At 63.7% G+C, this 23,821-nt stretch carries 22 protein-coding genes; 16 read left to right on the plus strand and 6 right to left on the minus strand.

Translation table 11 applies throughout. The annotated features are described in order from the left end of the window. Nucleotides 1-136 precede the first annotated feature (136 nt). On the minus strand, nt 137-652 hold the full coding sequence (locus BLR34_RS14120; protein WP_092704169.1) for a gamma carbonic anhydrase family protein: 516 nt from the start codon (nt 650-652) through the stop codon (nt 137-139). Nucleotides 653-757: 105 nt separating this feature from the next. On the opposite strand from BLR34_RS14120, the gene BLR34_RS14125 reads away from it, so the two are divergent. The 10 genes from BLR34_RS14125 (at nt 758) to paaK (ending at nt 11,705) form a co-directional block, all read left to right on the plus strand. Then, nucleotides 758-2,410 (plus strand): sensor histidine kinase, encoded by a 1,653-nt coding sequence (locus BLR34_RS14125; protein WP_092704171.1) that lies wholly within the window; start codon nt 758-760, stop codon nt 2,408-2,410. Between the two features lie 40 nt (nt 2,411-2,450). Then, on the plus strand, nt 2,451-3,284 hold the full coding sequence (locus BLR34_RS14130) for a fructosamine kinase family protein (RefSeq protein ID WP_245683228.1): 834 nt from the start codon (nt 2,451-2,453) through the stop codon (nt 3,282-3,284). Nucleotides 3,285-3,340: 56 nt separating this feature from the next. Next, on the plus strand, nt 3,341-4,054 hold the full coding sequence (locus BLR34_RS14135; protein ID WP_092704175.1) for an EthD domain-containing protein: 714 nt from the start codon (nt 3,341-3,343) through the stop codon (nt 4,052-4,054). 2 nt (nt 4,055-4,056) lie between these two features. Next, a complete protein-coding gene (locus tag BLR34_RS14140; RefSeq protein ID WP_092704176.1) occupies nt 4,057-4,641 on the plus strand; it encodes an HD domain-containing protein in 585 nt (194 codons plus the stop codon). Between the two features lie 165 nt (nt 4,642-4,806). Beyond that, nucleotides 4,807-6,096, plus strand: coding sequence for an ABC transporter substrate-binding protein (locus tag BLR34_RS14145; RefSeq protein ID WP_092704178.1), 1,290 nt, complete (start codon nt 4,807-4,809; stop codon nt 6,094-6,096). Between the two features lie 43 nt (nt 6,097-6,139). Next, on the plus strand, nt 6,140-8,341 hold the full coding sequence (locus BLR34_RS14150; RefSeq protein WP_092704232.1) for an ABC transporter permease: 2,202 nt from the start codon (nt 6,140-6,142) through the stop codon (nt 8,339-8,341). Further along, complete coding sequence (locus BLR34_RS14155) at nt 8,341-9,111, plus strand: ABC transporter ATP-binding protein (RefSeq protein WP_092704180.1); 771 nt, start codon at nt 8,341-8,343, stop codon at nt 9,109-9,111. The genes BLR34_RS14150 and BLR34_RS14155 overlap by 1 nt, the downstream gene beginning before the upstream one ends. Continuing rightward, nucleotides 9,108-9,860, plus strand: coding sequence for an ABC transporter ATP-binding protein (locus tag BLR34_RS14160; protein ID WP_092704182.1), 753 nt, complete (start codon nt 9,108-9,110; stop codon nt 9,858-9,860). Before BLR34_RS14155 ends, BLR34_RS14160 begins: the two co-directional genes overlap by 4 nt. Before the next feature lie 3 nt (nt 9,861-9,863). Beyond that, nucleotides 9,864-10,340, plus strand: coding sequence for a VOC family protein (locus BLR34_RS14165; RefSeq protein ID WP_092704184.1), 477 nt, complete (start codon nt 9,864-9,866; stop codon nt 10,338-10,340). 78 nt (nt 10,341-10,418) lie between these two features. Continuing rightward, nucleotides 10,419-11,705: a phenylacetate--CoA ligase PaaK gene (paaK, locus tag BLR34_RS14170; protein WP_092704234.1), complete on the plus strand. Its 1,287-nt coding sequence runs from the start codon at nt 10,419-10,421 to the stop codon at nt 11,703-11,705. Between the two features lie 44 nt (nt 11,706-11,749). Here paaK and BLR34_RS14175 read toward each other — a convergent pair whose 3' ends face one another. After that, nucleotides 11,750-13,042, minus strand: coding sequence for a methyl-accepting chemotaxis protein (locus BLR34_RS14175; RefSeq protein WP_092704186.1), 1,293 nt, complete (start codon nt 13,040-13,042; stop codon nt 11,750-11,752). 135 nt (nt 13,043-13,177) lie between these two features. On the opposite strand from BLR34_RS14175, the gene BLR34_RS14180 reads away from it, so the two are divergent. Then, nucleotides 13,178-13,666: an SHOCT domain-containing protein gene (locus BLR34_RS14180; RefSeq protein ID WP_092704188.1), complete on the plus strand. Its 489-nt coding sequence runs from the start codon at nt 13,178-13,180 to the stop codon at nt 13,664-13,666. Here BLR34_RS14180 and BLR34_RS14185 read toward each other — a convergent pair. Together BLR34_RS14185 and BLR34_RS14190 are read right to left on the minus strand one after the other, a co-directional pair. After that, entirely contained in the window at nt 13,663-14,763 is a 1,101-nt protein-coding gene (locus BLR34_RS14185; protein WP_092704190.1) for a S1C family serine protease, read from the minus strand. The genes BLR34_RS14180 and BLR34_RS14185 overlap by 4 nt on opposite strands. Nucleotides 14,764-14,812: 49 nt before the next feature. Beyond that, a complete protein-coding gene (locus BLR34_RS14190; protein WP_218120899.1) occupies nt 14,813-15,478 on the minus strand; it encodes a helix-turn-helix domain-containing protein in 666 nt (221 codons plus the stop codon). Nucleotides 15,479-15,651: 173 nt separating this feature from the next. Between BLR34_RS14190 and BLR34_RS14195 the strand changes: the two genes are divergently transcribed. Together BLR34_RS14195 and BLR34_RS14200 are read left to right on the plus strand one after the other, a co-directional pair. Further along, on the plus strand, nt 15,652-18,219 hold the full coding sequence (locus tag BLR34_RS14195) for an efflux RND transporter permease subunit (protein ID WP_092704192.1): 2,568 nt from the start codon (nt 15,652-15,654) through the stop codon (nt 18,217-18,219). A 34-nt stretch (nt 18,220-18,253) separates the two neighbouring features. Beyond that, nucleotides 18,254-19,159 (plus strand): acyltransferase, encoded by a 906-nt coding sequence (locus BLR34_RS14200; protein ID WP_092704194.1) that lies wholly within the window; start codon nt 18,254-18,256, stop codon nt 19,157-19,159. Between the two features lie 16 nt (nt 19,160-19,175). On the opposite strand, the gene BLR34_RS14205 is transcribed toward BLR34_RS14200, so the two are convergent. Continuing rightward, on the minus strand, nt 19,176-19,946 hold the full coding sequence (locus tag BLR34_RS14205) for an alpha/beta fold hydrolase (protein WP_092704196.1): 771 nt from the start codon (nt 19,944-19,946) through the stop codon (nt 19,176-19,178). Between the two features lie 299 nt (nt 19,947-20,245). On the opposite strand from BLR34_RS14205, the gene BLR34_RS14210 reads away from it, so the two are divergent. Next, nucleotides 20,246-21,736, plus strand: a complete 1,491-nt coding sequence (locus BLR34_RS14210) for a globin-coupled sensor protein (protein WP_092704198.1) — start codon at nt 20,246-20,248, stop codon at nt 21,734-21,736. A 33-nt stretch (nt 21,737-21,769) separates the two neighbouring features. On the opposite strand, the gene BLR34_RS14215 is transcribed toward BLR34_RS14210, so the two are convergent. After that, on the minus strand, nt 21,770-22,075 hold the full coding sequence (locus BLR34_RS14215; RefSeq protein ID WP_092704200.1) for a MazG nucleotide pyrophosphohydrolase domain-containing protein: 306 nt from the start codon (nt 22,073-22,075) through the stop codon (nt 21,770-21,772). A gap of 128 nt (nt 22,076-22,203) precedes the next feature. On the opposite strand from BLR34_RS14215, the gene gcvT reads away from it, so the two are divergent. Then, nucleotides 22,204-23,256 (plus strand): glycine cleavage system aminomethyltransferase GcvT, encoded by a 1,053-nt coding sequence (gcvT, locus tag BLR34_RS14220; RefSeq protein WP_092704202.1) that lies wholly within the window; start codon nt 22,204-22,206, stop codon nt 23,254-23,256. Then, nucleotides 23,253-23,636 (plus strand): glycine cleavage system protein GcvH, encoded by a 384-nt coding sequence (gcvH, locus tag BLR34_RS14225; RefSeq protein ID WP_092704204.1) that lies wholly within the window; start codon nt 23,253-23,255, stop codon nt 23,634-23,636. Before gcvT ends, gcvH begins: the two co-directional genes overlap by 4 nt. The last annotated feature ends 185 nt before the right edge of the window (nt 23,637-23,821 follow it).

The raw sequence follows: 23,821 nt of genomic DNA on the forward strand, positions 1-23,821 counted from the left end.
CCTGGGGGGACTGAAAGGGGCGGCTGAGTACGCGAACCCCGCCGACACAAGCACGCGAGGACTGCGAGCGCGCGCAGCGAGGCGCGGGAGCGTACTCAGCCGGGGCTTTCCTGCTGCTCTCACCTTCGTTCTTCGCCTAACTGTCGACAGAATCGAACCCCTCGACCCGCGTCGTGTAGTGTGCTGCCGTCTCGAAGAGCGTCGCGTCTCTGTCGAGGTCGTCTCGGAGGACCTCGGCGGGTGTACCGCCGACGAGGGTCTCTGACTCGACGCGTTGGCCTTCGGTGACGAGGCCGTTCGCGCCGACGACGCTGTAGGGTTCGAGCATCGCGTCGTCGAGCACCGTCGCGTTCATCCCGACGAGGCTGTGTTCGCCGACAGTCGCGTTGTGGACGATTGCGTTGTGCCCGACTGCGGCGTTCTCCTCCAGGTGGACCTGCTGGTCGGGAGCGTCTGCGTGGATGGTGACGTTATCTTGAACGTTCGCACGCGCGTCGAGGACGACTTCACCGCCGCCGTCGCCGCGGATAACCGCGCCGGGCAGAATTGTCGCCTCCTCGCCGACAGTTACGTTGCCGACGAGCACCGCCGTCGGGTCGACGGAGGCAGAGTCGGCGACGGTCGGTTCCTGGTCGTGAAAGGAGCGTTGCATGGTCCTGTCTTGGACGGTCACGCTCAATAAAGTGCCCGCCGTCGAAGCGCCGTCGGGCCAGTGAACCCTGCACCGTTATTATAGCAGGCCCGGAATGAATCACCGATGGCGAACTACGCGTCGCTCGTCTACCTCGTCGCCGTGGTGGCCGGCATCGCCCTCGTCGGTATCGGCGGCGACAGCTACCGGCGGTGGGACCGGCCGGGGTCGACGGTTTTCAGCCTCTATCTCGTCTCCTGTGGGCTGATTCCCGTGGTCTCGCTCTCGTTTGCCGTAGTGAGTTCGACGGTGGTGCCGACGTTGCTTTTCCTTGGCTTTTGGTGTGTGGCGACCGTCGTCTGGTTCCTGTTTGCGCTCCAGTACACGGGTACCTACACGCGCCAGGGGCCGCTGTTGGTCGGTCTACTGCTCGTGCCGTCGCTCGTGTTGGTGCCGTGGCTCCTCGAACCGGGAGTCGGGTCACTCGGCGCAACTGCCGCGGCGCTGTCGGCGGTCGTGCTGAGTACGTACTCGGCGCTCGCGCTCATCGGCACCCTGCTGGTGTTCCGAAGTACGGTTCTCGACGATTACGTCCCGTTGTCCCAGGGGAGTGCGCTCATCGTCGCGGGCATCGTGCCGAGTCTGGCGGTCACGCTGTTCGGACAACTCATCGACCAGGACGTGACAGTCCCATCAGCGAGTATCTTCGCAGGCGGGTTCGTTATCACCGCCGTCGCCGCCGCGCTCGTTGTGTACCGTTACGACGCCTTCGACCCGGTGCCGACGGCGGGGCTAATCGGGGAGCGAGCGATGCTCCGCGAGACCGACGACCTCGTCGCAATTGTCGACGTGGACGACCGGATTCTCTCGCTCAACGAGCGCACCCGCGACGTCGTCGAGGAGTCCGTCTCCCTCGGGACGGGCCTGTCGGACGCACTCGGCTACACGCGGACGGCGTTCGACGAGCGCGACACCGTCGACCTCGACACCGCCCGTGGCGTCCGCCAGTTCGACAGCCAGGTATCGCGACTGACTGACGGCCACGGCCGTGAACTCGGCGCTATCGTGAGCCTCCGTGACGTGACCGAGCGAGAGTTGCGCAAACAGCGTCTTGAGGTGTTCAACCGCATCCTGGGCCACAACATCCGCAACGAGGTGAGCGTCATCACCGCAAACGCCGAGGTCGTCGCCGACGAGGTCGAGGAAACTCTCACCGCCCGGCTCGATACCGCAATCGACTCCGCCGACTCGCTGCAGTCACTCGGGACGAAAGCCCGGCGAATCGAGGAGATTCTCGCGGCCGAGAGCCAGCGACAGTTCGCACTCGGCGAGTTCCTCGGAACCGTCGCAGACGAGTACGAAAACCGATGGCCGGGCGCGAGCGTGACAGTCGACGGGCGGTCGTCAGCCGGTGAAATACGGTGTGACCGGCCAGCACTGCGGTTCGTGCTCGACAACCTCGTCGAGAACGCGGTCGAACACGCCGACAGCGACACACCGCAAGTCGAACTCGCCGCGACGGTCGACGGAAACGAGCGCTACCCGGTCGTCGTCGAGGTCCGTGACGACGGCCCAGGGATTCCCGACAGGGAGCGCGCGGTTCTCGACGAGGGCGAGGAGACACCGCTGGAACACGGCTCTGGCGTTGGCCTCTGGGTTACGAACTGGGCGACGACCGACCTGGGAGGTGACCTCTCGCTCGCACAGCGGGAATCTGGAGGCACCGTCGCCCGGGTCCGGCTCCCCTCGTCGGTGCTGCCAGACGCCACGAGCGAGTGAGGACCGCGCCACTCTTGTGCTCGGCTCCGGACGTTCGAGCGTGGACACGGCACGCATCGAGCGGGCGCTCGGAACGACGGTTCGTGAGCTGTCCGAACTCGACGGCGGAATGATTGGCACCGTCTATCGGGTCGCCCTCACAGACGGGCGGACAGTCGTCGCAAAGACCGGCGAGACGCCGCTCACCGCCGAGGCGCGGATGCTCCAGCACCTCGACGCGAACGGCCTGCCGGTGCCGACGGTACTGCAGGCCTCGGACGACCTGCTGGTACTGACACACGCCGAGGGGACGCCAGCCCACACGCCCGCCGTCGCGCGCGACGCTGCCGACCGCCTCGCGGCCCTCCACGAGACCACGGCAGCGGCGTTTGGTTTTCCGTTCGAGACGCTCACCGGAACGGTCACGCAGCCGAACCCCTGGACTACAGAGTGGTCGCGGTTCTACGTCGACCACCGACTCCGGCACGTTCGCGAGCTGTGTCTCGACGCCGACGCGCTCGACGCGGCGCTCGACCGGCGACTGACGGCCACGCTCGACCGGCTGGCGGATATACTGGTCGAGCCTGCCGCCCCGGCGCTGATTCACGGCGACGCCTGGGAGACCAACATCTTGTCTGACGGCGAGGAGGTGTGTGCCTTTCTCGACCCGGCGTGTTACTACGCCCACCCCGAAATCGAGCTGGCGTACGTCGACTGGACCGACACGTTCGGCGACGCCTTCTTCGAGCGCTACGACGCGATACGCGGCATCGACGACGGTTTCTTCGAGACGCGTCGGTACGCCTACCGGCTGTATCCGTTGCTGGTCCATCTGCTGTTGTTCGGCTCGCCGTACGACACGGAACTGAGACAGACACTCGGCCAGATGGGGTAACCACACCACCGCCGGTTCCACCGCGTTTATGCCCAGTCCGTGAGAAGAGGCTGGTGATGTACAAGCATATCGCATTGCTCGTCCGCCAGGAGGGGATGAGCCACGAGGAGTTCGTCGATTACTGGCAGAACAATCACACCCCGATAGCCAAGGATATCGAGGGTGTCGTCCGCTACCAGCAGGTGCTGCCGACCGAGCCCGAACACGCAGAGTTCGACGGCATCGCCGAACTCTACTTCGAGACCCTCGACGAGTTGCACGAGGCGCTGGGAAGCCCCGGCTCCCGGGATTACGACCCCACGAAGGAAGTCGCCACAGAGGCCCGCGAAGACGTGAACAACTTCCTCGCTATCGAACAGCGCCCGCGCTTTATCGGCGAGGAGAAAGTCTGGAAAGAGGAGGCCGACAGCACCGACGGCCTCTACAAGCATTCGGCGTTTCTCGTCCGCCAGGAGGGGATGAGCCACGAGGAGTTCCGGGATTACTGGGAGAGCAACCACTCGCCACTCGCCAAGGACATCGAGGGCGTCGTCCGATATCACACGGTGTATCCGACTGACCCCGAACACGCCGAGTTCGACGGCGTCGCCGAACTCTACTTCGAGACGCTGGAGGACCTCCACGAGGCACTCGGTAGCGAGGGCTCGCGAGACTACGACCCCACGAAGGAAGTCGCCGCAAAGGCCCGCGAGGACGTGAACAACTTCCTCGCTGTCGAGGAACGCCCCCGCCTCATCGGCCAGGAACAGGTCGTCAAAAGCGAGGAGTGACCATGCCAGCCTACGAGCAACAGGTCCGCGAGGCCTTCCCCGAACTCGAAGACATCGAGAACGCGCAGTTGCGCGAGCAGGTGGTCGAGGCGTGGGTGCTGGGGCTCGAACGCGGCGGCTGGCAGGATATCGAGGACATCCCCTACGCCTGGAATATCCACGAGGTGTCGAACGTCGAACACGTCCGCGGGGTCACGCGCATCGCCCGCGAGGGGGCACGCGAGCAACGCGACTTCCACGGCGCAGACCCCGATATGGATACGATTCTCGCGGCCGCCCTGCTCCACGACGTCGGCAAGTGTTACGAGTACACCGACCACGTCGACGACGGCCTCGTCGACCCCGACCCCGCCTACGCCAGCGAGGAGATTCCACACTCGATTTCGGGGTATGCCCTCGCCCACGAGGTCGGCTGTCCGCTCTCGGTCCAGCGTGCGATTCCGCATTTCCTCGGTGAAGTGCCCAAACGGACGCTGGAGGCCGAACTCGTCAAAAGCGCGAACTCGATGTCCTCGAACGCCATCACGCAGGCGACGATGGATATCACGCTACAGGAGTGGGTCGAGGAGTACTCCCAGACCTCCTGATTGTGCCGCCCTGACATCTGCCCGCAACGGCGCGGATTTGCTGTCTCACGTTACACCAGACACGACGAGAAGAGGTGTTTAAACCCGTTATTACGCGGGGGTGGTATTTAAACCAACTATATAGAGGGGGTAATGCATATATGCCAGTACCGGGAAAGCGACGGTATGAGAACTGATAACCAGATACAAAAGAAGCGACGAGACTTTCTCAAGACGACGGCGGCAGGGAGCGCTGTCGCGCTCACGGGGCTGTCGGGCTGTATCGGAAGCACCGACGACGACGGGGGCGACGGCGAGGACGGCGGGACGACCGACGACGGGACAGACTTCGACGAGGTCACGCTGGGCGTGCTCGAACCGTTCACCGGGGACTTCGCCGAGCTGGCGACGGAGCGAAACCAGGGCGAGACGCTGGCTATCGACCAGGTGAACGCGAGCGACGAGTACGACTTCGAGTTCAACGTCGCGGAGTACGACACGCAGCTCAGCTCGGAGGACGGCGTCCAGGCGGCCAAAGACGCTATCGAATCCGACGGCGCGCAGTTCCTGACGGGCGCGATTTCGAGTTCGGTCGCGCTCGCAATCAACGAGGTCGCCGCAAACCAACAGGTCGTCTACACGCCGGGAGCAGCGGACGTGTCGATTACCGGCTCGAACTGTAACGAGTACGTCTTCCGGTTCGAGACGAACACGGCACAGATTGCGGAGGTGACGACCCAGTGGTTGGCCGACAAGGGTTGGACGAACCTCCACTATCAGATTGCCGACTACGCCTACGGCGATTCCGTACTCGAAGAGGTTGACTCCCGGATGAGCGAGCGCAGCGGCGACTACGAGCGACTCGGTACCACCCGGTCGGCCCCCGCCGCACAGAACTTCGACTCGGCTATTACCGAGATCGAAGAGAACGTCGACGCGGCCGACGCGCTCGTCGTCGGCGCGACCGGTGGCCACCTGATTCGGTTTCTGGTTCAGGCAGCCGGGCGCGGCCTGAAAGAGGACATCCCCATCGTGACGACCACCGGCTCGTTCCGCGTCGTTCGTGGTGGTGCCGGCTCGGCCGCCTACGACGTTTACAGCGGCACCCGCTACGTCCCGAGCATCGACACCGGGACGAACCCCCAATTCGTCGAGGATTATCAGGCCGAGTACGACGCGCCGCCGGACAACTTCTCGCGGGTGGGTTACGGCTCGGTGTTGATGCTGGCAAACGGTATCCAGGAGGCCGGCTCCAAAGACCCCGACGACGTACGCGATGTGCTGCCCGGCATGACCCACGAGACCATCTTCGGGGACGTGGCGTTCCGCGAGTGCGACCAGCAGGCCTCGAACCCCGTCTGGATGGGACAGAACGTCGCACCCGAGGAAGGCGAAACCGCCGCGGTCGAACTGCTTCGAAACCTCGACGGCGAGGCGGCCCAGCCGGCGTGTGATACGACTGGCTGCGAACTGTAACTCCGGGCTCTCGGTTCAGATGTACGCAGGCACGATACAGTCGATGTTGGATGTACTGTCCGCTGGCACGGCGAGTTTCATCTCGGTGCAGGAATTACTCAACGGGTTGACCGTCGGCATGGTGTACGTGTTGCTCGCGTCGGGGCTGTCGGTCATCTTCGGCGTGATGCACGTCATCAACTTCGCCCACGGCGAGTTGTACGCCTTCGGGGCGTATTTCGCGGCAGCAATCGTCACGCCGCTGGGCGGTGGAACCGGCTTCTATGTCGCGCTCGTCGTTGCCCCGCTGCTGGTTGGGGTGATGGGCGTGGCTATCGAGCGGTTCACCGTCCGCCCGCTGTACGGGCGGGACCCACTGTATCACATCTTGTTGACCTTCGGGCTGGTACTCGTTCTCAACGATCTTATCAAGCTCATCTGGGGTACCAGCCCGCGGCGCATCGCTCGGCCCGAGTACCTCACCGGCCCTATCGAGATGGTGGGGATGACGTTCAGCCGCTACTCGTTTTTCATCATCGGGTTCGGCGGCGCACTCGCACTCGGCGTCTGGGCGTTGCTGAAATACACCCGGTACGGACTCATCATCCGGGCAGGCGCACAGGACCGGCGGATGGTCCGCAACCTCGGCATCTCCATCGACCGCTACTACTCGCTGGTCTTCGGGATGGGTGCCGCTCTCGCCGCAGTCGCGGGACTCATCTTTACCGCTGGCCGCGGACAGGTCGTTCCCGGCATCGGCTTCGATATCATCATTTCGGCGTTCGTCATCGTCGTTCTCGGCGGCCTGGGAAGCTTCCGTGGCGCTGTCGTCGGCGGCCTCGGCGTTGGACTGTTACAGGAATCGATTATCCGGCCGGGCGTTCCGGACCTTCAGCTCCCACTCGTTCCAGAGAACGTGCTTGCGCCGGTCAATATGGTGCTCGGTTTGCTCCCGCAACTCGAAGGGATGGTCATCTTCGTGTTGATGATTGGCGTCTTAATCTTCCGGCCTCGCGGTCTCTTCGGGACCGAGTTCGAGGAGGACAGTGGCGAGTTGCTCACCGGGTCGAGCGGTGGCTTTCTGACAGACAGCGGCCGTTTCAAACTCGGTATTGCGATGATTGGGCTGCTCGCGCTCGTTCCCCTCGGCTCCGGGATGCTCCCGTCACCGCTGAGTGTCCGCCTGATTATGACGATGCTCACGTGGGGGCTGTTCGCGCTCGCGCTGGATTTCATTATGGGGTACACCGGGCTCGTCTCGCTCGGACACGCCCTGTTTTGGGGTATCGGCGCGTACGTCTCCGGGACAGTCCTGTTCAACTTCACCGAGTCGGCGTTTGTCGCCGCGGGCGTCGCGTTGCTCGTGGGCGGACTCGTCGCCTGGATTGTGGGCTACTTCTCGATTCGCGTCCACGGCGTCTACTTCGCGATGATTACGCTCGCGTTCGCCGAGTTGTTCCACACCAGTCTGACCAAAATCGACGGCTGGGCGGTCGGCTTCTGTGAGACGACTCCCGTCTGTAGCGCCGAGGCCGCCCGCGACATCCAGCTAACTGGTGGCTCCGAGGGACTATTCGGCTTCTCCTCGTACTGGGGGCTGGGCGGGGTCGGTGTCGAACTCGAAGAAATCGGCATCTTCCTCGGCCCGGTGACGCTGACCGGGGACCTCCTGTTGTACTACATCATCCTGGGCGTCGTAGTTGCGTCGTTTTTCATCACCCGCCGGATGCTCCAGTCGCCGTTCGGTGCCGTGCTCAAGGGTATCCGCGAGAACGAACAGCGAGTTCGGTTCCTCGGCTACGACCCGACGGTCTACAAGCGCCGCGCCTTTGTCGTCAGCGGTATCTTCGCGACGCTTGCCGGCGTCATCTTCGCGCTCAACGAGAGTTTCGTGTCGCCGGAAGCCGCCGAGTGGCTCAAATCCGGCGAGGTGGTCGTGATGGTCATTCTCGGCGGAATGGGAACGCTGTTCGGACCGATTCTGGGGGCGTTTACCTTCTTCGGACTCGAAGCGCTCCTGCAAGAGGAGACGCTGTTTGGGCCATTCATCTGGGCCGGGTCTCTCGTCGGCCTCGGCGGGCCGATAGAGGGCGTCTCCGCGACCGTCGCCGAGCGGTGGCGGCTGTTCCTCGGTTCTACGTTCGTGCTGTTCGTTGTCTTCCTGCCCCGGGGACTGGTTTCGGTCCCCGAGTTGGTACAACAGCGCGTGCCAACCCGGTTCGACCCGACAAACGTGCCGGCAGACCCGGAAGGAGGTGACGACTGATGGCAACAGACGACCCGATGTTGCGGACCGACGGCCTGGTCAAAGAGTTCGGCAACTTCGCCGCGATAGACGGCGTCGACATCGCGGTCCAGCCAGGCGAGTTCCGAAGCATCATCGGCCCGAACGGGGCCGGCAAGACGACGATGTTCAACCTCATCTCCGGTGGACTCGACGCGACGGAGGGCGCGGTGTACTTCGACGGCGAGGACGTCACCGACCTGCCGCCAGAAGAGCGCATCCAGCGCGGGATGGGTCGCTCGTTCCAGATTTCGAATATCTTCGGCGGCCTGACCGTCCGGGAAAACGTCAGACTCGCCGTCCAGTCCCGGATGCGTGACAGCTACAGCTTCCGGGAGGCGCTGTTCAAGCCGACCGGCCGGTACGACGATATCAACGACGAGACCGACGAGATTCTCGGGCGTATCGACCTGGCCGACATCGCCGAGGAAGAGGCCGCAGCGTTACCTTACGGCGACAAGCGCCGGCTCGAAATCGGGGTCGTCCTCGCGACCGAGCCCGAGCTGGTGTTGTTCGACGAGCCGACCGCCGGCATGGGACCCGAGGAGACACAGAGTACAATCGACCTCATCGAGGAGGTGCTGGTCGAGCAGACGCTGATTCTCGTCGAACACGACATCGAACTCGTGATGGAGATATCCGACATGATTACCGTACTGAACCACGGACAGGTGCTCGCGGAGGGAACGCCCGAGGAAATCGCCGACAACCAGGACGTACAGGACGCCTACCTCGGGGGGATGACCGAATGAGTCCGACAGTCGCCCCCGACGGTGGCCGCGAGGTGGTCCTGTCGGTCGATGGGGTCGACGCCGGTTACGGCGAGACACAGGTCCTCCGAGACCTCTCGCTGTCGGTCGAAGAGGGCGAAATCGTCTCGCTAGTCGGGCGCAACGGTGCCGGCAAGACGACGACACTGCGGACGATAAACGGCATCCTCACTCCAACAGCAGGGACAGTCAGCTACCGCGGCGAGGATATCTCCGGGCTGGACCAGACCGCGACCGCCAAACGCGGCATCTCGCTGGTTCCCGAAGAGCGCCAGATATTCCCGGAGCTATCGGTGATGGAGAATCTCCGGCTGGCCGAGTTCGGGGGCGCGACCGACGACGCCGCACACTCGGTGTCGGTCGATGAAGCACTCGGTATGTTCGAGAACCTCGCCGAGCGAACCGACAACCCCGGCTCGTCGCTGTCGGGAGGCGAACAGCAGATGCTCGCCATCGCCCGGGCGCTGGTGGCGGGCGCGGACCTCATCCTGCTCGACGAGCCGACCGAGGGGCTGGCCCCCTACATCGTTCAGGACGTGATGGATATCGTCGAGGATATCAACGAGCGCGGTATCTCGGTGTTACTCGTCGAGCAGAACGTCCACGTCGGCTTGGAGCTCGCAGACCGGAACTACGTCATCGACCAAGGACGTATCGTCTGGGAGGGGACCTCCGAGGAACTCGAATCGAACCGCGCGATACTGGACCGCCACCTGGGAGTCAGCGTCTGAGCCATGGAGACGCCGATTCGTGTCGACCACACAGGCATCGCAGTCGAGGCGATTAGCGACGCCGAGCCCGTGTTGTTCGCGCTCGGCTGTCGGAAACTCACCGAAGACTCCGTCGAGGGGCGGTTTCGCTGGGCCCAGTACGACTTCGGCCGTGACGCCTCGCGGCTCGAACTCATCGCGCCCGAGGCCGAGGAGACGTTTCTCACCGACTTTCTCGACGAGTACGGGCCGGGCCTACACCACGTCACGCTCGAAGTCGCAGACATCGACGCCGCCATCGAGGCCCTCGAAGCCGCAGATATCGATGTCGTCGACTACGCCGAGTTCTCGGGCTGGACGGAGGCGTTTCTCTCACCCGCCAACCCAACCGGAACGCTGTTTCAACTGATGGAGTACCACGACGACTACGCCGACGGGCGGCCGCCCGCAGACGACCTGTATGTCGACGGGACGCGACTGACCCCCTCCGAAGAGCCCTGACGCCTTCGCCGTCGGGGTGTGTTACCGTCAATCTATCACAATTGTTTTTTAGGTTTGTGCGAGAATATGACGTACAACATGCCCTACAACGAGATAGAGGCGACAGACAGGTCGGAAATTCGAGAGGTTCAGAACGAACGCCTCCAAGAGACCGTGCAAAACGCCTACGAGAACGTGCCCCTCTATCGTGAGAAGATGGACGAGGCCGGCGTCCATCCCGACGACATCGAAACCGTCGAAGACATCACGAAGCTGCCGACGACCACGAAAGAGGACTTTCGCGACGAGTATCCGGACGGCCTCTTTGCGGTCGACCACTCGGAGGTGCGTCGGCTTCACGCCTCCTCGGGCACCACTGGCAAGCCCAAAATCGTCGCCTACACCGAGGACGACCTCGACGTCTGGAAAGAGGCGATGGCACGCTCGCTCTCGGCGGCAGGCGTCACCGAGGACGACCTCGTGCAAAACGCCTACGGCTACGGGCTGTTCACGGGTGGTGCCGGTCTCCAGCAGGGTGCCGAGACCCTCGGTGCGGCGCTGCTCCCTATCGGCGGCGGCGACACCGAGAAACAGCTCGAAATGATGACCGACCTCGGAAGCGACGCGCTGGCGTGTACGCCCTCGTACTCGCTGTATATCGCCGAACACGCCGAAGAGCAGGGCATCGACCCGCGAGACCTCCCCATCTCGACAGTCATCTTCGGAGCCGAGCCCTGTACGGACCCGATGCGCGAAGAAATCGAGCGCCGGCTCGACGTGAACGGTATCGACCTCTACGGGCTGTCCGAGATTGTCGGACCGGGCGTCTCCATCGAGTGCCACGAGGCACAGGACGGTCTCCACGTCTGGGAGGACCAGTTCTACCCCGAGGTCGTCGACCCGGCGACCGGCGAGCCAGTCGAAGCGGGCGAGGAGGGCGAGCTCGTGCTCACGACGCTCAACAAGGAGGCCCTGCCGGTGTTGCGCTACCGGACCGGCGACATGACCTCGCTGAACTACGAGGAGTGTGAGTGTGGCCGGACGATGGTCCGGATGGACAACGTCACCGGGCGCTCAGACGACCTGCTCATCGTCCGCGGCATCAACCTCTACCCGAGCCAAATCGAGGACACCATCCTCGAAATCGACGACGTGGCTCCCCACTACCGCATCGACCTCTACCAGCCCGAGAACCTCGACGTTATCGAGCTGACCGTCGAGCAGGCAGAGGACGCCCAGCGCGGCAAAGACCAGCTCAAAGAGGTCGTCGCCGAACGCCTCGACGCGGTGCTCGCGTTCACACCAGACTCACTCGAAATCGTCGACCCTGGCGCAATCGCCCGGACCGAAGTCGGCAAGGTCCAGCGCGTCTACGACCACCGCTAGCTGCTGGCGGTTTTTCTCACCGTGTGAGCGGCTGGACGCTGACGCTAGACCTCGATATCTTCCTGGAGCCGGTCGATAGACTCGAAAATCTCCTCGACCAACTCGGCCTGTCGGTCGCTGTGGTCGCTGACGTTCGACAGCTCATCGGCGATTTCGGCCATCTCCTCGGCGGTCTCGTCGAGGGAAGCCGCGACGCTCTCGACGCTCTCGGCCTGGTCTTGGGTTGCCCGCGAGGTCTCGTCCATCGCCTCTGAGACCTGGGTCACCATCTCCGTGATTTCGACCTGGTTGTCGGCGACGGTCTCGACGGCGTCTATCGCCTCGCCCACCTCGTCTTGGGTGTCGGTGACGCTGTCGAGCGTCTCGTCGATGTCCGCGCGGATGTCGGCCGCAATCGTCTCGATTTCGGCGACCTCCTCGCGGGACTGCTCGGCGAGACCTTTCACCTCGTCGGCGACGACGGCGAACCCTTCGCCTTTCTCGCCGGCCCGGGCGGCCTCGATGTTCGCGTTCAGGGCAAGCATGTTCGTCTGGTCGGCGATGTCCTGGACGACCTCGACGATTTCGTCCAACTCGTCGGCCCGCCCGCGCAGTTCGCGGCTGTTCTCTTGGACCAGCGAGATGGCAGAAGCGACGCTCTCCATGGCGCGCTCGGCGGCCTCGGCGGACTCCTGGGTCGACTCGACCAACTCGGTCGTCGTGTCGGTCTGGTCGCTGACCTCGTCGGTACTGGAAGCGATTTCCTCGACGGTCGCGCTGAACGAAGAAACCTCCGAGCGCAGTTCTTCGAGGCGCTCGTGTTGGGCGTCTGCCCGCTCGACGGCCTCGCGGGCGTCTCTGCGGGTCTCGTCTGCGTGGTCCCGGAGTTCGGTCACGTTGGTCTCGACGTTCTGTGAGACCTCCTCCTGGATGTGTTGCATCTGATGTTGTGTCTCGATGAGCTCGGTCACCGAGGCGATGACCTCGACGACGGCGGCGACGTTGCCCTCGGGGTCGGGAATCGGAATCGCCATCGCGCGGGAGTGAAAGTCGTGCCCATCGGCGTCTGTTGCGGTCCGAATCTGTGTCTCGCGAATCGGCTCGCCTTTCCGGAGTACCTCCTCGGCGAGCGTCTCGTCTTCGCCCTCGGTGCCGAATACGTCGTATGCCTGTTCGCCCCGTACCTCCTCGGCGCTGTACCCGATTAACTCCGCTATCGCGTCGTTCCAGCCGGTAATGCGCCCGTCGCTGTCGATGACAAAGACCGGCTCCGGATACGACGCAATCAGCATCTCGAAGGCGTGTTTCCAGAACTCTGTGCCCGCGGCCTGCTCGTCGGTATGAATGCTGAGACTCATCAACTCCACCAGAGCGTTCTATCCGATGATGTGTTCACTCCATCTTAGTAGTGTCGCCGCGGAGACCGTTTCACCGGTCGACGCCAGGGTGAATAGTTCGATACATTTTATTTTCGGTCTAGCATAACCGTCGATATGGTCGCCCGTCACTGGCTGTATTTCGCTGGCTTCGTGCTGAGTGGTATCGGCGTCGTCGGCGCTGGCCTGCTGGGGGTGCTCGACGCGCTGTCGGTGCTTGCCGGTGGCGTTGCCACAGGCGAGGAACTGGTCGTGTTGAGGATGCTCGGAGCGGCCGCCGAGTGGCTCGTCGTCGCCGTCGTCTTCGGGTTACTCGCTGTCGTCTTGCTGGCTGGGACGGTCGTCTCCGTCCTCCGGAACACGTCGCTGTACCGGAGCGACCGGCTGGTGACCGTCGTCGAGCGTCTCGAACGGGAGTACCCTATCTTGCGTGAGTTCGACGCCGCCGAGCGCGTCGAGCCGACGACCGAAGACCGCAAACAGGAGCTCCGAGAACGCTATCTCGACGGCGAAATCAGCGACGAGGAGTTCGAACGCGAACTCGACCGACTCCTCAACGAGGAGGACGACAGCACGCGAAACAGGAGCTACGAGTTCGAGACCTAACTCAGCGGCGACCGGGAGCGCTCGGGCCGGGCGACGAGTTCGGTCTCGACGGTCCGCTCGTTCCCGTCTCGGAGGACCGTCAGCGCAAGCGTCTCCCCCGGTTTCGTCTGGAGCGCGAGATGACTCGCGAGGTCTTCGACCGAGCGGACGGTCCGTTCGTCGGCCGCCAGGAGGATGTCGCCACCGACGGGGACTCGCGCGCCGTCGATGTACTCGATGGTGCCGGGCCGGAGCGTGTCGTCGGCCGGACTCGCACGCACTGTCTGGACGACGGCCAGCCCTCGTGGCTCGTCGAGACCGTTCGCCTCGGCAACCGTCGGTGTCACATTCGCCAGCGAGACACCCAAGTACGCGTGGTCGTACGCGCCGTCCTCGACGAGTCCCGGGACGACGCGCCGGGCGAGCGCCGCCGAGATGCCGAAGGCGATGTTGTCGCCGCGCTTCGCGTTGACCACGCCGAGAACAGCGCCGTCGAGTGACATCAGCGGGCCGCCGCTGTTGCCGGGGTTGACCGCGGCGTCGGTCTGAATGGCGTCGGGAATCCGGTAGCCTGCTGGCGACGGAATCAGCCGGTCGACGCCGCTGACCAGCCCCGAGGAGACCGACCCGTCGAGGTTGTAGGGGTTGCCGATAGTGACGACCTCTTGGCCGACCGCGGGCGGCGTTTCAGCGAGAGGCAGCGGTGTCGCTTGCTCTGGAACGTCTGTGGCGGCGATGACAGCGAGGTCGCTGTGTCTGTCGGTGCCGCGCACTTCTCCCTCGCTCCAGGTGCCGTCGTGATAGCGCAGTTGTACTGTCGACGCGTTGCCGACGACGTGGGCGTTCGTGACGATGTGCCGGTTGTCGTACTGAAACCCCGTTCCCTGCCCCTGGCCGGCGTCTACCAGAACGACAGAGGAGATGGCGTTCCGATACACGCGGGCGTAGCCGCTGTCGGTGCGTGACAACCGCCGCGTGGGTTCGGGCGACTGCGAGGGGGTGGGTGACTCGTCGGAGTCAGACGACGACAGCGGCGCGTTACACCCTGCCAGGCCGACTGTGAGTGCGATACCGCCGAGCTTGAGGACGCGCCGGCGTGAAGATGTCTCTCGAGACATCTCTGTCTGGCTGTTAGAACGGCGGCGTTGTGTATTTTCTGGCCCAGCCCTATCGCCCAGGCCCCGCGAGAAACCACTTCACGAGTCGGGCCTCGCCTCGACGAAGCACCGTGCTCGCGCTCGATTTGTCGACGCCGACGCTGTCTGCCAGTTCCGCGAGCGTACAGCCGCGTGGCACCTCGAAATAGCCCTCGCGGACGGCGGCTTCGAGCAGTTCGCGCTGGCGGTCAGTCAGCAGCGATTCGGTCTCGGCGGTGGTGACGAGCGCATCGAGTTCGTACGGTCGCGGGAGCGCCTCAAGCGCCGCCTCCAGCCTGTCGAGTTCCTCTCTGGTCCCGGTCAGGTCGAACGCGTACCACCCGACCTCGACGTCGACGGGGAACTCGATGGTGAACCCGGAGCGCTCGACGAACTCGTAGAGGCCGGTGTCGGAGGTCTCGTACTTGCCAAGAGCACGCTCTCGGCCCGATTCGAGCAGTTCGTAGCTGTGTATCGCCCGGTGGTCGCGCATCGACGCGATGACCGCCTCGGGGTCGCCGCCACGTATCTCGCCGAGTTCGAGCGCCCGGCCGTCTATCTTGTATCCCGACAGCAGCCGGAACGTCGTCTCCGGGTACGCCGTCGACAGCTCCGCGACCCAGAGGTCCTCGGGGAGCTTGATGCGAAAGCGAGCGCTAATCATGGGCGTCGTCGCGGGGAGTGACTGACTGAACATCCGTACTGTCGTTCGAGGCGGCAAGCCACGGTGAGTCTGTCACCAACATGTTGGTACAAATTGCAAGTTATAGCTCATAATACATGAGCGTACGGAATGACAGAACGTACGACAGGAATCGACGCCAGACAGGATAGCACAGCAGAGAGCGACATCCGGGAGGGGCGGTGACAATGTCGTCGCCCTTCGAGTGGCTTGCCGACCGCGTCGCCGCAGTGACGGCGAACCACGACCTGCTGGTCATCGTCGTCGCGCTGTTGTTGACCGGCGTCGCCGGGGCAGGACTCGTGAATCTCGACATGGCCGACCAAACCGCAATCGACGACGGCGTGTTCAACGCGACCGAGGTCGGCGACGGCCTCCAGTATCTCGACAGACACTACATGGACGGACAAGATACGGCGGTCTCCAGCGTCTACGTCCGGCCCGAGGGGAACGCCCTCTCGCGGTCGTCGCTGGCCGCGACACTCGCCTACCAGGAGGCGGTCCTCGACAACGCGACCGTCGCGAGCGAGTTGCGAGGCGAGCGAATTCAGGGACCACCGACGCTTATCGGGACACACCTCGCCGGCGCGAACGCGTCCGTCGCCAAACAGCGGGCCGCAATCGAGGAGGCAACCGACGCACAGTTGCGCGAGGCGATTCGGGCGACACTGGGTGACCCCGTCGTCGCCGGCCGGTATCTCCCGGCGGGCTACGAACCCGGCAGCGCGACCGCCGAGAGCATGCGCACCCAGTTCACGTTCGCGGTCGCCAGCGTGACCCAGCAACAGGAGCCGTTACCCGACGAGCGGGCACAGACGGCCCTGTACGAGGCGGCCACGGACCGGCCCGCGGTCTTCACGATGGGGACCGTCGCACAAGCCGACTGGAGCGAACAACAGATTGCCGACGTATTCTTGCTCGTGGTGCCGCCGGCGCTGGTGCTCGTAGTTGCCGTGCTGGCGTTTGCCTACCGCGACCTCGTCGACGTGTTACTCGGGTTCACGGGCGTCTGTGTCTCGCTGGTCTGGTTTTTCGGTATCCTGGGCTGGCTCGGGATTCCGGCCGGCTTCGCCAGTATCGTCGGCCCCGTTCTCATCGTCGCGCTGAGTATCGACTTCGGGTTACACGTGTTCATGCGCCACCGCGAACGACGTGCCGCGAGCGCGGACGGCGCAGATACCGGCGTCCGGCCGGCGATGCGCCGCTCAACCGCCTCGGTGATGGTCGCGTTCCTGCTCGTGGCCGTGACCGCGGCCGTCGGCTTCCTCGCCAACATCACCAACCCCGTCGGCTTCATCCGAGCGTTCGGTATCGTTATCACGCTCGGCGTGCTCGCCGCGGTGTTCGTCTTCGTGACGCTGGTCCCGGCACTGAAAGTCCGGGTCGACACGATGCTCGAATCCAGAGGCGTCGACCGCCGCAAGACCGCGCTGGGAACGAGCGGGTCGCTCAAGCCGCTGCTCGGGTCGGGGGTTACGCTCGCTCGCCGGGGTGCGCTCGTCGTGGTCGTCGTCGCGCTCGTCGTTGGCGGGGCCGGCCTGCTCACCTACGACGAGTTGGACAGACAGGGGTTCCAGCAGAGTTTCGTCACCGAAGACGACTGGCAGACAGACCTGCCCGGCCCGGTCGGCTGGAGCGCCCACGAGACCGAGTTCCGACAGAACCAGCAGTACGTGCAGTCGAACTTCCGGTCCGACGACGACCGCGAGCGCCGGACGACGTTCCTGATACGCGGTGACGTGACCGACCCGCGCGCACTCGAAGCCGTCCACCGGGGCACGCAGGCCGCAAAAGAGAGCCCGATGACCTTCGAACAGGGCGGCGAAGTGTCGGTCATCTCGCCGCTCTCGCTCGCGGTCGACACCGCAGTCGACGACGAGGCGTTCGCAGCACTGCTCGCCGGCGTGGCCGCAGACGACGACCGCCTCGATGGGCTGCTCTCGTCGGTCGCAGCGGAGAACCCGGCGTTCGCCGAGCGAATGGCGGCGACGACGCCCGCGGATGTCGAGGGTGACCTCGGTCTGGTCTACGACGCGCTGTACGACGCGAACGACCAGACGGGTGTCGTCCTCGAACGGCGGGCGGGCGGGTACGAGTCGATGCGGCTGGTCATCCCCGTCGAGCAGGGACTCGATGTCGACGAGCGCGGCCAAGAGATGCACGCTATCGCCGACGAGATGGAAACCGACGCATACGACGTGGTGCCGGTCGACTTCGCCACCGTCGCCAACGCCGGCCTAGGCGAGATTGCCGACAGCATCATCTGGACGATGGGACTCGCCTTCGCGGGCATCGCGCTCGTCCTCGCGGCGACCTACCGAATTGAGCGCGGAAGCGCTACTCTCGGTATCGTCACTGTCGTCCCAATCGTGCTGGTCGTCGGCGCTGTCTTCGCCAGCATGGCCCTGCTTGGACTCTCGTTGACGTTCATCACGGCCTTCCTCGTCAGCATCACCATCGGCTTAGGCATCGACTACAACATCCACGTCAGCGACCGGTTCGCCCACGAACTCGCCGACGGTGCCGAGCCAGTCGAAGCGCTCTCGACGACAGTCACCGGCACCGGCGGGGCGTTGCTCGGCAGCGCGCTCACCTCGAGTGCGGCGTTTGCGACACTGCTGGTCCATCCGTCGGTCGTCTTCCAGTCGTTCGGGTTTATCGTCGTGGTCGCGTTGGTCCTCTCGTTTGTCGTCAGCGTTCTCGTCTTCCCGAGCATGCTGTTGGTGTGGGCGCGAGCGAGTCGTCCGACGCGATAAAAACCACTATCTGTCCAGCAGTACAACTGCGCGTATGACCAAACGCCACGTCTCTCTGCCGACGGAGATGGCAGAGAGCCTGCAGGAGTTCGTCGACGAGGTCGACCGTCGGCTCGCAAGCGAGGAGGACACCTGCGCCGTGGTCGAGGACGTGCTCGTGGACCTCCACGGGGACCGCGAAGCCTACGAACGATGGCAGTCAGGCGGCGACGTGTCGCCGGCAGAGCGCGTTCGCCTCCAGAGTTACGACCCCTGTAACGCGACACTGGAAAGCGAGTACTACGCCGAAGTCGAAGCCGAAGACGAGCAGTTCCAGCGTTCGAAACACCTCCAGTGGCTCTGGCGGCAGTTCGACGCCACGCCGATGGCTGACAACGTCGATTTCGCGCTCGAATTCCGGTCGATGCTCGCCGATCATCTCTTTGCCGAGTGTGGCGAGAACTGCCGGTTTTTCAAGGGTATCTCGATGACCTACGGCCACAACATCTCGGTCGGCGACAACGTCGTCATCCACGACGAGGTGCACCTCGACGACCGCGGGACTCTGACAATCGGCGACCGTGTCTCAGTTTCCGACAGCGCACACATCTACAGCCACGACCACGATGTGGTCGACCAGACAGAGGTCCGCAACTACCACACAGTTCTCGAAGACGACGCCCGCATCACCTTCGATTCGATGGTCCGGGCGGGCGTGCGTGTCGGTGAGAACGCGATTCTGGCGGCGAAATCCGCCGCACAGCGGGATATTCCGGCCCACCACATCGCGGCCGGCTCGCCCGCGGAGTCCATCGCCGTCAAGCCGGGCTGGGAGTCTGTCGCGACCCCGCTGGAGGAGGCAAACGTCGACCGTCGCGAACAGCGCCGCATCGAGTACGACCTCCCCGACGACCTCGACGTGTTCGACGAGTTCGAGCGCGACCGCTCGCCGCCGGAGTAGTGTCGCGTCCTGTTTCTCACGCCTGTGCGTCGAGACAGAACGACCGAACGGCCTCGGCGAGCGCCTCGGGTGCCGACTCGATTGCCATGTGTCCGACCTCCTCGAATTCGACGAGTGTACTCTGTGGGATGCGGTCGTCGAGTGTCTGGACGGCCGCCCGCAGATGCTCCGGCCCGCGTTCGCCCGTCAACAGCAGCGTCGGGCAGTCGATATCGGGCGCTGTGGGGAGTTCGTAGGACTCGACTGCCTCGTTCTCTCGGACCACAGTGTCGGCGATGTCGAAGGGGACCTCCTCGGGCCAGAACGGTAGCTGTTCGGGAGCAGGGACGCCGCCGCCCTCCTTGTAAAACAGCTTCATCGCCGCCTCGCGCTCGCCCGCGTCGAGGTGGTCTTGCATCCGCGCGGCCAGGTCGTCATCGCGGTATTCCCCGACCAACACGGCCGGCTCGTAGAGCACGAGTCGCTCGATGTCGATTTCCTCGGTCGCCGCCAGTGTAACGAGACCGCCAAAGGAGTGCCCGAAGACAGTGGCCTCACCGTCGACAGCGCCGAGCAGGGCACGGAGGTCTGTGACCTCTCGCCCGAGTTCGTACTCGTCTGTGTCGCCGCTTGCGCCGCGTCCTCGTCTATCGGGCACGATCACCTGAAACGACTCGGCGAGATGGGGAACGACAGCCTCCCAGGAGTGGCGCGTCCCAGACGAGCCATGGAGCAACACCAGCGGTGGCCCCTCGCCGTGTTGTTCGTACGCAATACTGGTTCCGTCGGCTGACGTAATCGTCTGCATCGTGGTCACTACTCGGCACCCGACAGTCAAGGGCCTCACTCTCAGCTGTGCGGCCGTTTAAGTACGCTATCCGAAAACCGGTCTACGTCACGGGTAGCAGAGGTGTCTCGTCGCTGGGCCGTCGGTACTGACGGAACATCGACGCTCGTCCAGTAATTACTACATCAGTAGTACAGTAGACAGCTGTGCCCACCGGTGTATACTCCCGGTCACACGTTCGATGGGTAACGTGGAGGACAGAAATTCCTTATAAAGGGCTGTAAATAACATATTTACCTATTAACGATAGAAGAACAGTAATGGCGAAATCGAACAAAAGCGAAATCAAGGTGAGCGAGACAGAGCGACGCGGGGTCGACGGCAGGCAACTGACGGACCGACTCGGTATCGATGGCGAGGAAATCAATTGGCGCAAGGAGTTCACACAGTTTACAGACGAGGATGCGGCTCGGCTCGCGGAGATGGACGAGCTATTCGAGGAGATTGCGCCGGAACTGGTCGACGAGTTCTACGACCACCTGCAGGCCCACAACGAGACCGTGGCTATCATGGACAGTTCCTCGAAGCCAATCGAGGCGCTCAAGCGCACCCAGCGGCAGTACCTGCTGGAGTTGGGGGCAGGCGATTACGACCAGGACTATTTCGATGGACGCGCACGCATCGGCAAACTCCACGATATGCTCGACCTGGGGCCGAAAATCTACCTTGGAGCCTACAGTATCTACTACGTAGGTATCGCCGAGGCACTCACAGCGGACCTCAAATCCGACCTCGACAACGAGGCCAGCGAGGCACTCGACACGCTCGTCGACCGCATGCTGAGCGTCCAGAAGCTCCTCAATCTCGACCAGCAGGTGGCGATGGAGACCTATCTCGACTCTTACAGCCAAGATATCGAGAAGACCGTCGAGCGCCAAGAGGAGCTGATGAGACAGGTCGAAGACGAACTCGCGACCCCGATAGACGAACTCTCTGACGCCGCCGAAGACGTCACAGAGAGCGCGACTGTCGTGAGTGACTCGATAAACCAACAGACCGACCAGATAGACCAGGTCGCGGGAGAGGTGGCAACGATGAGCGCGACGATAGAGGAGATTGCTTCGACAGCGACGCAGGTCTCAGAGACCAGCGAGCGCGCCGAGGACCTCGCACAGGAAGGGAGTGAGTCCGCGCGCGACGCCCTGGGTGCCATGGAGGATATCGAGGCGGCGGTCGAAGAGGTCGCAACCGATGTCGATAGTCTGCAAGGCCGAATGGACCAGGTGAGCGAGGTGACGACCGTCATCAACGAGATTGCTGACCAGACGAACATGCTGGCGCTGAACGCCTCAATCGAAGCCGCACGGGCGGGCGAAGCTGGCGAGGGATTCGCAGTCGTCGCCGACGAAATCAAGTCACTCGCCAGCGAGACCAAAGAGAACGCGGGCGAAATCGAGGAGACGGTGACACAGGTCCAGGCAGACACAGACGAAACCGTCGAGAGCCTGGCCGAGACAACAGAGCAGGTCGCAGAAGGCATGGAAGAAGTTGGTAAAACGATGGAAAATCTCGACGAAATTCTGGCCGCCGTCCGGGACGCCACAGACGGTATCCAGGAGGTCGCGAACGCGACCGACGACCAGGCCGCGACGACCGAAGAGGTGGCGAGCATGGTGGATTCGCTGGTAGACGACCTCGACGAGATGGCCGGCGAAATCGAGACGATTGCGGCCGCGAACGAACAGCAGACCAGCCAGATTCAAGAGATTGCCACGACCGCCGCACGGCTCACCGAAGACGACAGCCAGTAGTTTTCGCCGATGGCGGTAGACACGCGTCCTGGCTTACTCGCCCGAGGAAGGGTCGTTCTGTGTCTCCAGCCGAGACTCGTATTTCGCTAGCGCCGTGTCGAGGGCCGCGCCGGCGTCGGCGTCGAGCTCCTCGGCAAGTGCAAGCAGCGCGAACAGCGCGTCCCCGAGTTCGTCCTCGCTGACAGCCGCCTCGGTAGGAGTGTCGCCGTAGCCCGTCGACTCGTTCACGTCTTTTGCGATTTCGCCGAGTTCCGAGACCACATCGAGCAGTCGGAACGCGGGTGGTGCGTCGATGTCGTGGCGGTCGATAAACGCCGCGACCTGCCGTTGTTCGTCCATAGCGGGCGCTGTGCCGGGGGCTACTGGTCAGTTTCGGTTCGCACTCCGCAATTGTTTGATATAGCGACATTTGATTTACTACTGCCGCTGACGCAACCATTAGGGGCAGGGGGCGTGACAGTCGAGGTATGGCACTGCGACAACCGCCCGTCGACCATTCGACGAAGACGACGGATTTCGGAGGCTGGGAGATGCCCGTCGAGTTCGATTCGATACGCCAAGAGCACAGCGCCGTCCGCGAGGCGGTCGGCAAGTTCGACGTTTCACACATGGGCGAGGTGACGGTCACGGGACCGGACGCGACCGAACTCATGCAGCGACTGGTCACAAACGACGTGACCGCCGTCGACCCCGGCGAGGCTCAGTACGCCGCAATCACCGACGACGGAGGAGTCATACTCGACGATACGGTACTGTACAACCGGCCCGACGAGGACGGCTACCTCTTTATTCCGAACGCGGGCCACGACGAGCAGATGAGCGACCGCTGGGAGCGCCACCGCGAGGAGTGGGACCTCGAAGCGACGGTAACAAACCGGACCGACGAGTACGCCATGTTCGCCATCCAGGGACCGGAGTCGCCGGCGCTGCTCGGCGACGAGACCAGCGTCGACCTGTCGGCGCTCTCGCCGTTCGACGTGGCGAGTGGCACCGTTGCCGGACGAGAGGCTTACGTCGCCCGCACCGGCTACACCGGCGAGACAGGCTTCGAGGTGGTCTGTGCGTGGGAGGACGCCCAGGCCGTCTGGGACAGTATCGACTGTCAGCCCTGCGGGCTCGGCGCTCGGGACACGCTCCGTCTGGAACAGGGCTTTCTGCTCTCGGGTGAGGACTTCCACCCCGAGGAGAATCCGCGTACCCCATACGAGGCGGGCATCGGCTTCACCGTCGCGCTCGATACCGATTTCGTCGGCCGAGACACACTGGACAGCGCGACGATCGATGAGCAACTCACCGGCGTCGTCCTCGACGAGCGCGGTGTCCCGCGGGCTGGCTACGAGGTGACGACGCCCGACGGCGACCAGATAGGGACCGTGACCAGCGGGACGATGAGCCCGTCACTCGGCGAGGCGATTGCGCTCGCGTATCTGCCGGCAGACTACGACGACGAGTCGGTCCGCGTCGTCATCCGGGGCGAACCGAAGAAAGCACATACGAGGACACCCCCATTCCTCTCATGAGCTTCGAGATTCCCGAGGACTGTCGGTACCTCGAATCACACGAGTGGGTCCGCGTCGAGGACGGAACCGCTCGAATCGGCATCTCCGATTTCGCACAGGACGAACTCGGTGACGTGGTGTTCGTCGAGCTGCCGGGCGAGGGCGACACGCTCGACCACGGTAATGATTTTGGCGTCATCGAGTCCATCAAGGCCGTCTCGGACATCTACGCCCCCGTCTCCGGGACGGTGACCGCGGTCAACGAGGAACTACTCGACGTGCCCGAGCTCGTCAACGAAGACCCCTACGGCGACGGGTGGATGGTCGAACTCGACCTCGACGATGAGAGCGAACTCGAAGAGCTGCTCTCGCCCGACGCGTACCGCGAGCAAATCGAGTAACTGCGGGCCTTTTCGGTGGTTTTGGTATGTTCGAGCTGTTGGTGTTCGCTGTCCTCAGTAAATCACATGACGCTATATGAAATGTAGCTGCTGAGGGACGAGAGAACCGTCGGACCAGATTAGCAGGTCGTCGAAGTCGATAAGAGACGGTGAATGCCTACGCTATAGGCTCTCACATCCCGAAG

The organism is Halovenus aranensis (assembly GCF_900100385.1).
Classification (GTDB): Archaea; Halobacteriota; Halobacteria; order Halobacteriales; family Haloarculaceae; genus Halovenus; species Halovenus aranensis.

Bases quoted from the DNA above. Each gene is read 5' to 3' on its own strand.
- BLR34_RS14120 (WP_092704169.1), bottom strand. From the start codon at position 652: ATGCAACGCTCCTTTCACGACCAGGAACCGACCGTCGCCGACTCTGCC.
- BLR34_RS14125 (WP_092704171.1), top strand. From the start codon at position 758: ATGGCGAACTACGCGTCGCTCGTCTACCTCGTCGCCGTGGTGGCCGGC.
- BLR34_RS14135 (WP_092704175.1), top strand. From the start codon at position 3,341: ATGTACAAGCATATCGCATTGCTCGTCCGCCAGGAGGGGATGAGCCAC.
- BLR34_RS14140 (WP_092704176.1), top strand. From the start codon at position 4,057: ATGCCAGCCTACGAGCAACAGGTCCGCGAGGCCTTCCCCGAACTCGAA.
- BLR34_RS14145 (WP_092704178.1), top strand. From the start codon at position 4,807: ATGAGAACTGATAACCAGATACAAAAGAAGCGACGAGACTTTCTCAAG.
- BLR34_RS14150 (WP_092704232.1), top strand. From the start codon at position 6,140: ATGTTGGATGTACTGTCCGCTGGCACGGCGAGTTTCATCTCGGTGCAG.
- BLR34_RS14155 (WP_092704180.1), top strand. From the start codon at position 8,341: ATGGCAACAGACGACCCGATGTTGCGGACCGACGGCCTGGTCAAAGAG.
- BLR34_RS14160 (WP_092704182.1), top strand. From the start codon at position 9,108: ATGAGTCCGACAGTCGCCCCCGACGGTGGCCGCGAGGTGGTCCTGTCG.
- BLR34_RS14165 (WP_092704184.1), top strand. From the start codon at position 9,864: ATGGAGACGCCGATTCGTGTCGACCACACAGGCATCGCAGTCGAGGCG.
- paaK (WP_092704234.1), top strand. From the start codon at position 10,419: ATGCCCTACAACGAGATAGAGGCGACAGACAGGTCGGAAATTCGAGAG.
- BLR34_RS14175 (WP_092704186.1), bottom strand. From the start codon at position 13,042: ATGAGTCTCAGCATTCATACCGACGAGCAGGCCGCGGGCACAGAGTTC.
- BLR34_RS14180 (WP_092704188.1), top strand. From the start codon at position 13,178: ATGGTCGCCCGTCACTGGCTGTATTTCGCTGGCTTCGTGCTGAGTGGT.
- BLR34_RS14185 (WP_092704190.1), bottom strand. From the start codon at position 14,763: ATGTCTCGAGAGACATCTTCACGCCGGCGCGTCCTCAAGCTCGGCGGT.
- BLR34_RS14190 (WP_218120899.1), bottom strand. From the start codon at position 15,478: ATGTTCAGTCAGTCACTCCCCGCGACGACGCCCATGATTAGCGCTCGC.
- BLR34_RS14195 (WP_092704192.1), top strand. From the start codon at position 15,652: ATGTCGTCGCCCTTCGAGTGGCTTGCCGACCGCGTCGCCGCAGTGACG.
- BLR34_RS14200 (WP_092704194.1), top strand. From the start codon at position 18,254: ATGACCAAACGCCACGTCTCTCTGCCGACGGAGATGGCAGAGAGCCTG.
- BLR34_RS14205 (WP_092704196.1), bottom strand. From the start codon at position 19,946: ATGCAGACGATTACGTCAGCCGACGGAACCAGTATTGCGTACGAACAA.
- BLR34_RS14210 (WP_092704198.1), top strand. From the start codon at position 20,246: ATGGCGAAATCGAACAAAAGCGAAATCAAGGTGAGCGAGACAGAGCGA.
- BLR34_RS14215 (WP_092704200.1), bottom strand. From the start codon at position 22,075: ATGGACGAACAACGGCAGGTCGCGGCGTTTATCGACCGCCACGACATC.
- gcvT (WP_092704202.1), top strand. From the start codon at position 22,204: ATGGCACTGCGACAACCGCCCGTCGACCATTCGACGAAGACGACGGAT.
- gcvH (WP_092704204.1), top strand. From the start codon at position 23,253: ATGAGCTTCGAGATTCCCGAGGACTGTCGGTACCTCGAATCACACGAG.